This window comes from Pseudoalteromonas sp. G4 (assembly GCF_028875915.1).
In the GTDB taxonomy this organism is placed as follows: domain Bacteria; phylum Pseudomonadota; class Gammaproteobacteria; order Enterobacterales; family Alteromonadaceae; genus Pseudoalteromonas.
This window is the reverse complement of record NZ_JAPEHW010000098.1, coordinates 1-12,939: the sequence shown is the minus strand read 5'-3', so window position 1 is coordinate 12,939 and position 12,939 is coordinate 1. Positions and strand designations below refer to the sequence as shown.

The window sequence follows — 12,939 nt, the reverse complement described above, 5'->3', positions numbered from 1 at the left end:
TTTAGTTTTCAATGCTTTTTATAGGCTATACCAAATGCCTAACCAGCCACGCACTTCATCTTGAATGGTATCCCCTTCAATTTTGGCAATACCAAAATCATAGTTAAGATCATTTAAAATGGAGGGTGCTACGGCAAAGTTTAATTTGCTCTTAAATTTCACCCCGTAACTTGTTGCGAAGTCTTGGTTATTCAAGTCATGCTGTGCAACATAAAGCCATGGCATATCTTGCTTAAAGGCAACCCCAGCGCCAAAGCGTTGGTAGTCATCACTTAGTGCAGTGTAGAAAGGTAACTCATTGATAAGTGAGCGATCTGCTTGTGCTTCAGGCTTAATTAAACTGGATGCAAAACCACCAATATTCATAACGGTGTCATCGCGTTGCTGGGTATGGTAGTCAATATAAAGTGGGACCGACCACGCTTTACCAAACACTTTCAAGCTGGCATCAAAGCCTTGCCAACTGCCACTTGTTGCATCACCGCTATAAATGCGTGCTGATGCACTTTGGCCGATAGCAAATGCTTGCCAATCACGCTGCCATATTTGCTCGGCACCTACTGCAAACCACTGATTGTAAGCATCGCCAGTATCTTTATAAGAATACGCAAGGTGGCTGTTAACTTTAAACGCACCGCTTCGGTAAGGGTAACTCGCTTGTAAATAAGCACCTGTTGTATCTTCTTGAATAGCAAGTACATCAGGGTGTTGATACTGATTTTCGGCGTTAATTTTATAGTCAAATGCGTGCGCTAAGAACTGCCATTTATTGTGCTGGTACTTCGCATCAAAATAGGCACCATTCAAGGCATTTTTATTATCAAACGCACCACCAAACTGCCAGCTTAGTTTATTTAATAAATCTTTCCCTTTGACACCTACATGCAATAGCGCAGTACTTGCACTGTTGTATTGTTCGGCAAGGGCAAATGACAACGTTTGGTCTGCAGCTGAGTAATCACGTTGAGCGCCTACTTCTTGTTGGTAAATTTTGGCTGGTGGCAAAATATGCTGTTCAGCTTTTTCAGTTGTTGCGTGTAATGTTTGCGCCCGCTGGGTTACTTTTGTAACCGTGGCATTTTCGCCAAGTTGATAAATATCAGGGCCTTCAGAGTTAACTGCTAAATACAGTAATCCGTGTTGTTTGGTTGGCATTGGGTATTGCATAACCTGTTGCCCAGCACTGAGTTGTTCTAGCGTATCTGAGCTAAAAGTATAGCGATAAATATTTGTCTCACCATTTACACCGGCAACGAAATAAATGCTATTTCCCTCAGGGCTCCACTGAGGATAAGACAAGAATTGATAGCCTTTAGGCATAGGAACATTAACGTCTTGGCTTGTAGCAATATCTTTAATCCAAAGAGACCAGTTTTGATTTAACTCGGTTTTAAGATATGCCAGTTTCCCATTTTTAAATTGCGGAAAATCATACACGGCATCTATAGCTGGAGCGGTTAAGTCGCTAATCTGGCCTGTGGTTAAGTCAATTTTAACTAATTGCGAATAACCTTGTTTTACGCGTTCTGCATAAGCGGTATTGTTATCCGCCAGTGTAAAGCGACGCACATTAGCGAACTTGGTAAGTTGTTTAGTTTCACCTGTGTCACTGTTCCAACTGAACAAATCTTGATGAAGTGTGTTCATTTCGTTATTTGCTGTGCTAAATGCACCGTAAATAAGCGTATTGTTATCTTGCCACAGCGGATTCAAAATACCTTTTCGGTTGATTGAATTCAGGTTTTTTTTAGACTCTTTTTTAAAGCTTGTTGGCCTGCTGTTTACAATATCTTGCGCATCGTCTTCTAGCAGCTCTTTTTGCGCTTCTTCAAACTCTTCAATGGCATCAGCGTTATCTTCTGTTGCATAGATGGTGAGCTTGGTATTGCCATCTTTATCTTTACTAACGATAGCAAGTTTATCTTCATCTGGAGACATGCTTGGCGCTGTTTGAATGTAATCGAGATCAAACCATTCTTTGCTATCTAGCGGTGTTTGCGTTGCTTCTTTACTAAGTGCCTTATGGGTATATTCCGCAACAAAACGGCGATAAAGCTTGCTTGGCTTTTCGAGGAAAACACCTTCGAAAGCAGAGTCAAAATCGCGCTTTTTAACCGCTTGCATGCGTGTCCAAACAGCGTCTAACTGCTCTTTGCTATAGTTTTCTTCAAGCCATTGTAAATAACGCACACCAACAAGGTAGGCCATTGAGCCCGCCATATAACCGCCGTCTTCTTCACTCAGTTGGCCGTAACTTGGTAAGCTGCCTTCCTTTGCAAATTGCATAATTAGTGACTCTACATAGTTATCATGTAAGCGGCCACGGCCTGTCATTTGCGACTCTAGTAAGGTTGCATAACCTTCCGCGGCCCAGCGTGGTGTCGGGTTGTGAGTAAGGTCATAGAGACTCGAAAAGTTACGTAACTTTTGGCGCCATTCACTGCGTGTTGGCTGTGCGAGATGCACTAAATGCACGTACTCATGCAGTACTAATAATTGTTGCCAGCCTGAGCTATTCGAAATAACCGTATCTGATTGTGGCGGTGTGGCAAAAAACGCCATCATAGGATCAACACTGCTTGGAATAGCAAAGCCGTTAGATTGGTTAAATGGGTCGAACACAATCACATCAACTTGCTTATCTAGCACGCGATTTTGCTGTTCTTTTACTTTTTCACGCACAATTTCCAGTTCATTCGCAGCTGAGGTCGCCCAGCTTTGGTAAGCTTTTGGAAAGTGAACTTTAAAGTTTTCTGTTTCAATGGTTTGCCAGTTATCGTTGGCAGCTGTTGCAAAGCTTGCTGCAACCATCAATGAGAGTAGCGACTTTTTCATATTATTTGTTCCTTTTTGATGCGGGCTAGCTTACTGCAACAATTAATCGGAAAGAAATAATAGTGATAAACGGCAAAATACGATTATTGCTGGATTGATTGCAATATCTTAATCAACACAACACATAAAAAATCCGCAACCCCAAATGGATTACGGATTTTATAAATACTATCTTTACTAACCTATTATCTGCTAGAGAATCAGTATTAGTTTGCTTTCAAAGAGCTTTCATTATTTTGCATAGTATTTTTTATCTAAGAATTTTTTCAGTAAAGAGATCTGTGGTAACACAGCATTCACTGTAGTCATAGTCCCTGGATACGGGATTGTATTATAAAATAGGTTAGCAGGCTCAAGCGTGATATTTAGGTTGTCATCAACCACAAGGTCAAACACATGCCAATAGCGTAATTCAGATGTTTCGTTTGGCGTAAATAATTGACGATTACGTCCCATTTTTAGTTCTACACGCGTTTCGGAGGAATCAATTACGCCCATTGAAGAATACCTGTGAACAATGTAACGGTATGTGCCAGGGTACGGTAAGTGAGGAATGGAGATAACCTCCGGGCCATAACTTGATGTATCGTCAACGTCTAACCAAATGACTTCGTTTTCCAATGTAACACTTTGGTTACTAAAGTAAACATGGAATAAGCCATCAGCCTGCGATGGTCCGTTTGGCCCTATAAAATGAGAGTCAAGATCATAAGGAAATTCTCCCCAGTTAAGCTGTATACTAGTGAAACTTGCCGATAGTGATAGGCATTCATTTAACGTAATATCACTGGAGCCAACATATTGAGCAAGAGTACGGCTTTGCTGACCAAAAGCAGTCGAAATAAGCGTTGTTGAATTTGTTTTCACTGGAATAGAAAAGCTACCGTCGTTGTTTGTTCGTGCTGAAGAGCTACCAATATATGATTGCCCTTCCGCACGAACACGTATACCAGTCACTGCATTATCATTTGAGTCGACCACGCAGCCATGAATATAAGCTGTTTCATAAACCCTATCAGCGTTCCAAGTCGTAAAGTGAGACACGTTGCCTTGATAGTATTGCTTCCCATTATCCGCAGTAACAAGCTGAGCTTCACCTTCTTCAATCCAGATGCCTTGGTTGGTATTATAATAATAAAGTGGAATGACACTTGGTTTGTTACTACCAACTGCTGGAATATTTATTTGAGCGACTTTGCCATCTGCTAGTTGCAACAACTCTCCACTTTCATCATGAAAATCGACCGTGATTGCACCAAAAGACTCAATTGGTAATAGCTCACCAGAATCATTTGTTGTAACCATATCTCCAGGCATTAGGTCTATATCCGTTTGCGGGTCAATAATCGATATTTCTGCTGTAACTTGTGTTGTTACTAGGTTACCTTCAGAATCAACTAAGGCATTTTCTGGTAAAGTTACAATTGCTTCTGAATCCACAAGTAGTGTGGTATTTACAGAAGGGTCGAATACTTCCGTTGCGTGTACTGGAGGAATGTAAATAGAGAGGCTGTCTACTACGTCACTCTGATTTAAACTTAACGATGACTCACCATAACCAATCCCATTACCAGTTAATACCATTCTTTCGCTAAGGTTAATGTCTTGTACGCGAATAGTGAATGACCCTTGCTCATCGGTAAAAATATCGCCCAGTAAATCTGCACCGTTAGATAATTTAATCTCAGCTTGCTGAAGTAAATCATTTGTATAATAGTGGTAGGCTGTACCTGTGACGTTAACAAAGAATAGTTCATCTAAATTAAATGTTTGAGTCGATGCCATCGCGCCATCTTCCCCGCCATCACTAACTGAAATAGTTACTTGTGATGTGTGACTAGCCGCCACATTAGATGTATAACTTACTAGGCCAGCGTTAGATATGGTTAATCCTTCCGGTGCAGAAATAACTTGGTAACTTAGGTCGGTACCATTATTTTCATCATCAGGATCAGTAACTTCAAGCTGAAATCTTAGCTCATTTCCAGATTCGACAGATTTATCATCAATAAACGATAGCACTGGTGCGTCGTTCACTGGAGTAACATCAATTGAGAATGACTCTGTAGCTGAGAGAGCTTGATCTTCTCCGCCATCAGAGACCACTACCACTACTTCTGGTGCTAAAAGAACTCCCTCTAGTGGCGTCCAAGTTATTTTACCGGTTGCACTAATCTGCATGCCTGCAGGTTCATTTTCTAACGAGTATGTTAGGTCGGTACCATTATTTTCATCATCAGGATCTGTTACAACAACTTGATAGCTATATAAGATGTCTTCCGTTGCTGATGTTGATGCTTGTGATGAAATTGTTGGTGCATCGTTCACTGGTGTAACTGAAATGGAGAAGGTTTCCGTCGCTGCTTGTGCACCATTTTCTCCACCATCAGCTACAGATACAGTAATATTTGTAGCTTCTAAAATGCCCTCAACAGGAGTCCAGTTTATCTCACCAGTGTCACTAATCGTCATGCCATTCGGTTGATTAGATAGTGTAAAATTAAGGTCTGAGCCATTGTTAGTGTCGTCAGGATCATTGATTTCAAGCTGGTATGTATAGGCTTGGTCCTCAGTAGCCGAAACAGGTGCTTGCGAAGTGATTTCTGGAGCAACATTTGTTGAAGTAATGGGTGGGTTAGTTTCTTCTTTATCATTTGAAGAGCCGCCACACGCTGATAACAACGCGATAGCTAACAAAGTTAAAGAAGGTTTTACGAATTGAGCTTTCATAATGTTCCTTATAATATCCATTTGAGCGTCCTTTACGCTCAATTTGATATTATATATGTTATAGAATTGTTATTCCATAACATGAGGTTGCAGCGCAATTTAGTTACATCCAACGTTTTTTGCTGGTTTCTGCCAAGAAAATAAGCTGATTCATTACCTGATTTACATGGCTTGTTGGCAAATAAGGAATGGTGATGCCACCACTTGCTAATTGGAAACGCAATGTACTTAGCTGTTGTTTTCGCATCGGTGGTGTTTGCGTGGTAGCAATTTGTTGAATTTTAAAGCCTTTAAATACTTTGTAACTTACGCCAATTAAGCCCTTTCTGGTGAATACTTGCTCGCCATCAAAGTAGAAGCCAAAGCGCTTATAGCGCAAAAAGCTTAACCCTGCGCCAGCGAGTAAAAGCACAATTAATAGTGGCCATGCACCGTTTAAAAGTGGCTTAAATGCAATGGCACTAAAAATTGTCAGCGGGAATAACCAATAGAGTGCGAAAGTTTTGTAAAAGTAATTAATGGCAATCGGCTGAAAAGGCACATTGGTGATGTCGATTTGCTTATCCCAACATAAGTTCATAACATCGCCTACTTGCTCAGTGGTGAGTACCGGTACAATGAGTGATTGTCCTTTTTTCAACGTATTGGCGTGGCTATTATTGATTTGTTTGCAGTTGAGAGTATAGCGTTTTAATAGTTTGGCAACCCAGTTTTGTTTAACCTCAATCGATTGGATTTTGTTGATACTTAACGACATTTGGTGACGTTCAAAAAGGCCTGATACACGTTTAATTTTGTTTTTATCTAGGCTTAGTTCGAAGTTATAAAAACGAATAAGGGCACCAAGCACTGATGCTAATACAAAAATACCTATGCCACTGAGAACGATGATGGTGCCAGCTGCAATTTCTGCATGCTCATTACTGTTTAATGAATTCGCAATCAATTCGGTGAGAGGTGCCGCAAAGTCTTGCTTAATATAATCTGTAATTTGCTCAGTGAAAGGCGCAAGTGCTGCCAATACTAAAAACATCATGCCTGACATTAAACCAAATTTAGCTACTTCAAAATTTGCTAATGTGAGATCGGGCGCATTGGCTTTTTCTTGTAGTTCAATCTGCTGATCAGCTGGCTCAGGCTTGGCACGGTAATTAAAAATTTGGTCGCGCATAGAATTAGCATAGTCATTACTTATACCTGGTAACACTACTTCTTGTTGCGATGAACCAGCCGCATCAAAATGACAATTCACTAAAGAGAATGGTGCGAAGTAAAACGGAGTTGCTAGATTAACATTTTGCACTTTTGCAAAGTTAAGTGTTACGCGCTCTTTTTTAAATACACCTTTGCGTAACACAATTTCGTGCTCGGTGATTTTATAGCGAAAGTTTAAGTAATAAAGCACCGCATAAATCACCAATACCACTGCCAAAATGCTGGCACCAGAAATAAACCAAAACAATTTATTTTCAACTTGTGTTACCCAAATGGCAAATGCTGGTGCGACATTAATCAGGCCATCTTTTACAAAGCGCACAATAAAATGCAGCACAAAGTAAATAATGGCAACGGGCGAAAGTTTTTGCCATGCCGCTGGGTTAGTTTTACTCATCGTCATGCTGTTCACTTGCGGTGTTAGCTAAAATAAACTGTCTTAGTTTGCTTGCGCGTTCTTGCGTGAGGCCATGAATTTCTAAATCTGCTCCTGCGCCCCCTGCCGTAAATAGTTTTAATGTGGCAAGTTTGAGTTTGCGCTCAACCGGGTTGCGGTGAGTTTCAATATGTTGGATTCGGTTAAATGGAATAGCGATGGTGCGCTGCCAAAAAACGCCGCGTTTTAAAAGTAAATCGTGCTCTCTAAGCGCGATGCCTGTCATGGCTACACTGCGCTTAGTAAACCACGCAATATAGATGTTGAGCAACACCAAAGCCCCCGCAACAAGTGCAGTTATATGGTTTGCTACTGGCGGTAAAAAATAAAGAAAAATCACAACTGCGATAGAAATCGGCAATACAAATATAAACGTACCAATAAGTGCTTCTTTGGTTGCTTGCTGATCTAATGGCTGAAAGTCTGCTTGATTGTAATCTGGCAGTATTTGCTCTGAAATTTGTTGATTGCTAAACACGGGCGAACTCTTATTTTTTTAACTGTGCCTATTAAAACAAAAAACTCAGCATTTGCTGAGTTTTTATGATTTAAGGTTGGAAATTATAACCAACGTACCGTATGCACCAGTGAATGGCTATCACCTGGTTGTAACGTTACTTTATCATCCATTACATTGGCAGCTTCTAAACACAACATGCTGTGGTATTCATCATCGCGGAAGTTACTTAGGCGTTTTGATTTTTCAATCCATGGGTTCCACAGTACACACGAGCTTGAATTTTCTCGGCCAACTTCAATAATGCCGTCAGGGGTATTGATGGTTTGCACTAATGGCGTGTTTTGATAAACCATATCTGTTTCGCGGGCAAAGTTAACAATGTCATTTTGCGCAAATGGCCCTTCGCCAAACTCAATGTAATTTGCACCTTGTAACCCATCGACAGTGGTGTTTTCAATTTCAGGGGTTGGGAAATAAGTATGCAGCGCTTGTGTTAATTCAAATGCAGCATTACCCGTATTGGTATTAATGAGTTCAATATGCAAACTATCGGTAAGTGTAAATACGACTTTCAAGGTTGATTGATGCGGCCAGTATTCTTTATTTACTTGCGCCATTGGCAAAGAAAAACTTACGACAATTTTTTCGTCGTTTTCGATTACTTCTTCTGCTCGCCATAACATAGTGCGTGCAAAACCGTGTTGTGGCCAACCATCATTAGCACTCATGCCAAACCAAGGCCAACAAATTGGAATACCACCGCGAACACCTTTGCCCACTTGGTAGTCTTCATCTTGTGATACCCATATAAGCGGCTTTTTACCTTTTGGCGTAAATTCCGTAAGTTGCGCGCCTTGCAGAAATATTTTAGCGCTACAAAAGTCGGCATCTACCGAGATATATTCAAGACCCGTATCGGTTTGTTGTACGGTAACAGAAGGAGATAAATTCATAAGGCATCCTTGTAACAGGGAACTCAATTTAATGCAGAAAACAAGATAACTAATGCGGGATCAATTAGCAAATCAGTAAATTTCATATAAGACATTATTTCACAAGTTAACTTTGCTAATTCACCAAATAAACCGCTTATTGTAGAAATTTGCATTAAAAATCAACCGAAACAAAAGTCATCTTATCGCAAACTCTATGTGTTTTACTTTTGCCACTTGATATACTGAAATTCTTTTTCTCACAATGAACACACATATGAAAAAAACGCTTATTGCACTTGCTGCGCTAACCGCGCTGATGGGGTGCCAGCAAAAAGAACAACCATCGCTAACGCCAGTTTCAGCGACAAGTAGCGAAAGTTTAAAGTTAGTCAGCTGGAATATTGAACACTTAGCTGATGAAGTTGGTAAGGGCTGTAAACCACGTAGCCAAGCGGATTATCAAGCGCTTGCTAATTATGCCGCCACCTTAAATGCCGATATTATTGCACTGCAAGAAGTGCAGTCTGAAAAAGCACTCAAACGCGTATTTCCTGAGTCGCAATGGCAATATGTGGTTTCAAGTCGTCCTGATAATGAAGCGTATGAGTGCCGTGGTCATGAGGGCTTATTTTCAACACCACAACGCACCGCATTTGTGATAAAAAAAGGCATTAATTATCAAGCTCAAGCTGACTTTAAAGCGCTTGCACTTGATAACCCAGGTTTACGCTACGGTACATCAATTAGCCTTAACAATGGTCAGTTAGAACTACTAAATGTGCATATGAAAAGCGGTTGTTTTGTTAGCGATTATCGTAAAGAAAATAAAAAAGCCTGCACTATGTATCAGCAGCAAGGGCCAATTTTAGAGAAATGGGTTAATCAGCGTGTTGAGAGTAAACAAGCATTTGTTGTATTAGGCGACTTTAACCACCGTTTAGTTGATCAGCAAAACCGTTTTTGGCAAGAACTCAGCAAAGAAGATGGCGAGCGTATTCTGTTAAGTAGTATGCAAAACTTACAGAGTTGCCACCCAAAATACAAAGCGCCAATCGATCATATTATTACCGGCCCAATTTCAACCCAATGGATTGTTGATGGCTCTCAAAACGTGGATGCGTTTGGTAAACAAGGCGAGTTAGACTACAAAGATATGTTAAGCGATCACTGCCCAATTAGCTTAACGCTATCAATTAAGTAATCCTTTATTAGCGCACATAATACCAATGCACTTCTACAGCCACTTTTTCTAGTGGGCTAAATAAAGTGCTAAATGTGACCATACACATAATAGAATTGGTATAAGTGCGCTTTCCTAATTTTGAATACCCGCCTTTTTGTTCATTGGGCATTCGAATGTAATTTACATTTACAAGCACCAGCCAAATGGGGTGATATTGCTTGTTTTTTTAGCTACTAGTTGAGCCATGATAATAACTAAACAAAGTGATTGGCTTTTTACATGGATGAATCTCAACTAAATCAATTGGATGCACAGCAACGGGTTGATCAGATACACGCATTTGAGTCTGAATTGACACAATTGCAGCATGCTGGCGTAATCGCCTTATCAACTGAACAGCAACAGTCTGTTTCTCAGTATCATAAGCAACTGCTAGCAGAGCTTGCCCAGCAGTTTGATGTTGATACTTCACTTCAATCCAAACACCTCACATTAGGTATGAAAATCGCCTCGCTGTTTGGTGCTTTGGCGATGGCGGTGAGCTTATTCTTTTTGTTTTATCAATTTTGGGGATATTTAAGTACAAGTATTCAAGTTGGTATCTTAGTTATTACGCCCATAGCATTATTCTGTGCTGCGATAAAGTTAGCTGAAAACGAATCTCACAGTTATTTTGCCAAAATAGCGGGCTTGGTTGCGTATGCAGGGTTTGTACTAAATCTCATGTTGCTTGGACAAATTTTTAACTTAACCCCATCACCCAACGCTTTTCTTATTTGGTCGTTATTTGCCTTTATTTTGGCTTATGCCATTAACGCAAGAGTATTGTTGTTTTTTGCAATTGTGAATGTGTGCGGCTTTATCGCAATGAAAGTGGGTACATGGAGTGGCATGTATTGGATTAGTTTTGGTGAGCGCCCTGAAAACTTTATTATCCCGAGCATAATACCCTTTTTAGTACCAAATTTTATAAATCAGCGAGCATTTAGTGGCTTTGCAACGATGTACCGTGTTTTGTCCCTTGTTATTTTCTTCTTAGTGGTACTTATTTTGTCTAACTGGGGAGCTGTAAGTTATTTCAACTACGATAACGATATTGTGGAAGGCGTTTATCAATTAGTTGGTTTTGCAGTAAGTGCATTGATCATTTGGTTAGGTGTGCGCAAAGAATGGCCTGGAGTTATGCAAACAGGCAATGTGTTTTTTGTATTGTTTCTTTATACCAAATTTTTTGATTGGTGGTGGGATTGGATGCCAAAGTATGTCTTTTTCTTTGTACTTGGATTGTGCGCACTGCTGGCGTTAATGGTATTCAAACGAATTAGAAATTTCGCTAAACATACTGGAGCAAGCGCATGAAAAAGTACTTAATTTTTGGCGTTGCGTTAATTCTAGTTACCAATCTCTTTGTTTTGGGTGGTGTTTTTTATAATCGCATTGGTGAGCCAACGGCACAGCTTGTTTTATCAGAGCGAGAAGCGCGCTTGCCATATTTATCTGGCTTTGAAAAAGAAAATTCAGGCGTAGCGCTTTCAATTTCTTGGCGTGCATTACCAAATGAAAATAATGAATTGGCTTATTACAACAACCGAAGTGTGGCACTCACGGAGCAGCAATTAATTGCGCTAGGGTTTAGTGAGATTGAACAATTGAAAGAAGGTTGGGCACAAGAGCGAACACTATATTTTGCGCTTGAATACAATGGTGAGTTATACCAGCAGTCATTAGCACATGCGCAGCGATATTATCAAAAAGCGCTTTCTCGCTTTGAGTTAGATACTAGTGATAGCCAACTTATGCATGCAAAAGAACGAGCATTTGAAACATATGAACGAGAACAACATTACAATAGTCGTCATGCAAAAGAACGAGCATTTGAAACATATGAACGAGAACAACATTACAATAGTCGTTTGTTCTTTCTCGAGGCGTCACAAGACTATAAAGCACTCGATAGCAAATATGCTGAGCAAAACAACATTGTTATCGTAAAAGGAAATGCAAAACCTTATTTTAACCAGCAAACAAAAGAGCACTTTTTGCATGTGAGCTCTTTGTTAGTAAACCAAATTAATGTACCAGCGCGTTATGTTGATGATCTCGTAAGTTTAAAAGCTTTACGTGGGACAAAAGCGTCAAGCTATAGCGTGACGGTTAATTGGGGCCAGCGATTAGAGCCTTGGATTGTAGATATTAAACTTCATAACCCGAGCTAATGATTATCTAAACGGGTAATAAAAAAGGCGCTAATGCGCCTTTTTTTGTAGATGTTGAACAAAGTTGGATACAAAAATCCCATGTGAAGCTCAAGTTTTGGTTCGAAATGAATAGCTCAGCTAGAGGAAAGTCGGAAACAAAAATAAGGCTAACGTTAGATTGAGCAGAATTTACCAAAAGTTTTTAAATCAAAGTTGGAAACAAAAAAACCAAGCGACCTTTCTTGGTGAAAAGTGGCTTGGTTTTACCCACCCCATTCCCTATTAGCTCAGGATTGATTCGGTTATTAAGCGTCAGTGGCAAATCTCAGAGCGCCTTTAAGTGTAATGCGACCACCAAGTCATGCTCAGTGGTGGCACCGCAAAGCGAAACTTAAATGATTGGTTGTAGTTCCAACCTATCGGAGCATTACTCCAGTTTGGTTTTGGGTTTATTCGATTATCTCTTCTTTATTCGATATGTCAATCACATCAGGTAATGAGTATCCTTCCTTCATGAGGTATCGCCTCAAACAAAACCTCAACTCTTGGCCCAAAAATTTAAAGTTATGATTCGGAATCAATCGCCCCTCAGCAAGTTCAATGGCTATTGAATCAATGATATCTATTATTTCATCTTGGTGAAGAAGTTTGGGGATTCCTTTTGAGATCCAATTCGCATCTTCGTTGTCACAATGGGCCATGCCTAGAAGCATTTCACTGTCTAGATCATAGCTAGGTTCAAACCCTTTTCTGGCTTGTGATACAACATAGAAATGTGTGTTTTTTTGGAAAATGAGGAACCGATGAATTGCAACATATACTTTTTTTCGCTCAATATGAACAGGCACTCTTGCAGTATGCTTTAACACAAGTTCACCAGTGAGCTTTATGAAATGATGCTTACCTTCTTTCTCAACACTTAATAAGTGCTCAGATTTCCGCCTTAA

At 40.1% G+C, this 12,939-nt stretch carries 9 protein-coding genes; 3 read left to right on the top strand and 6 right to left on the bottom strand.

All coding sequences use genetic code 11. The features are described 5' to 3' along the window. Nucleotides 1–18: 18 nt before the first annotated feature. The 5 genes from ON073_RS18640 to ON073_RS18620 form a co-directional block, all read right to left on the bottom strand. On the bottom strand, nt 19–2,835 hold the full coding sequence (locus ON073_RS18640) for a TolB family protein (RefSeq protein WP_274763388.1): 2,817 nt from the start codon (nt 2,833–2,835) through the stop codon (nt 19–21). Nucleotides 2,836–3,066: 231 nt separating this feature from the next. Next, entirely contained in the window at nt 3,067–5,565 is a 2,499-nt protein-coding gene (locus tag ON073_RS18635; RefSeq protein WP_274763387.1) for a putative Ig domain-containing protein, read from the bottom strand. A 103-nt stretch (nt 5,566–5,668) separates the two neighbouring features. Beyond that, on the bottom strand, nt 5,669–7,183 hold the full coding sequence (locus ON073_RS18630; protein WP_274763386.1) for a PH domain-containing protein: 1,515 nt from the start codon (nt 7,181–7,183) through the stop codon (nt 5,669–5,671). Then, on the bottom strand, nt 7,170–7,694 hold the full coding sequence (locus tag ON073_RS18625; RefSeq protein WP_274763385.1) for a PH domain-containing protein: 525 nt from the start codon (nt 7,692–7,694) through the stop codon (nt 7,170–7,172). The genes ON073_RS18630 and ON073_RS18625 overlap by 14 nt, the downstream gene beginning before the upstream one ends. Before the next feature lie 83 nt (nt 7,695–7,777). After that, nucleotides 7,778–8,629, bottom strand: a complete 852-nt coding sequence (locus ON073_RS18620) for a D-hexose-6-phosphate mutarotase (RefSeq protein ID WP_274763384.1) — start codon at nt 8,627–8,629, stop codon at nt 7,778–7,780. A 256-nt stretch (nt 8,630–8,885) separates the two neighbouring features. Between ON073_RS18620 and ON073_RS18615 the strand changes: the two genes are divergently transcribed. From ON073_RS18615 to ON073_RS18605, 3 genes are all read left to right on the top strand, one after another. Further along, on the top strand, nt 8,886–9,812 hold the full coding sequence (locus tag ON073_RS18615) for an endonuclease/exonuclease/phosphatase family protein (protein WP_274763382.1): 927 nt from the start codon (nt 8,886–8,888) through the stop codon (nt 9,810–9,812). 261 nt (nt 9,813–10,073) lie between these two features. After that, nucleotides 10,074–11,153: a DUF2157 domain-containing protein gene (locus ON073_RS18610; protein ID WP_274763381.1), complete on the top strand. Its 1,080-nt coding sequence runs from the start codon at nt 10,074–10,076 to the stop codon at nt 11,151–11,153. Then, nucleotides 11,150–12,010: a DUF4824 family protein gene (locus ON073_RS18605; RefSeq protein WP_274763380.1), complete on the top strand. Its 861-nt coding sequence runs from the start codon at nt 11,150–11,152 to the stop codon at nt 12,008–12,010. The genes ON073_RS18610 and ON073_RS18605 overlap by 4 nt, the downstream gene beginning before the upstream one ends. Before the next feature lie 431 nt (nt 12,011–12,441). Here the strand turns inward: ON073_RS18605 and ON073_RS18600 are convergent. Continuing rightward, the coding region (locus ON073_RS18600) for a hypothetical protein (RefSeq protein WP_274763379.1) at nt 12,442–12,939 on the bottom strand (498 nt) is incomplete at its 5' end.

Excerpts from the sequence above, each read along its gene's own strand:
- ON073_RS18640 (WP_274763388.1), bottom strand. The coding sequence starts at position 2,835 with ATGAAAAAGTCGCTACTCTCATTGATGGTTGCAGCAAGCTTTGCAACA.
- ON073_RS18635 (WP_274763387.1), bottom strand. The coding sequence starts at position 5,565 with ATGAAAGCTCAATTCGTAAAACCTTCTTTAACTTTGTTAGCTATCGCG.
- ON073_RS18630 (WP_274763386.1), bottom strand. The coding sequence starts at position 7,183 with ATGACGATGAGTAAAACTAACCCAGCGGCATGGCAAAAACTTTCGCCC.
- ON073_RS18620 (WP_274763384.1), bottom strand. The coding sequence starts at position 8,629 with ATGAATTTATCTCCTTCTGTTACCGTACAACAAACCGATACGGGTCTT.
- ON073_RS18615 (WP_274763382.1), top strand. The coding sequence starts at position 8,886 with ATGAAAAAAACGCTTATTGCACTTGCTGCGCTAACCGCGCTGATGGGG.
- ON073_RS18610 (WP_274763381.1), top strand. The coding sequence starts at position 10,074 with ATGGATGAATCTCAACTAAATCAATTGGATGCACAGCAACGGGTTGAT.
- ON073_RS18605 (WP_274763380.1), top strand. The coding sequence starts at position 11,150 with ATGAAAAAGTACTTAATTTTTGGCGTTGCGTTAATTCTAGTTACCAAT.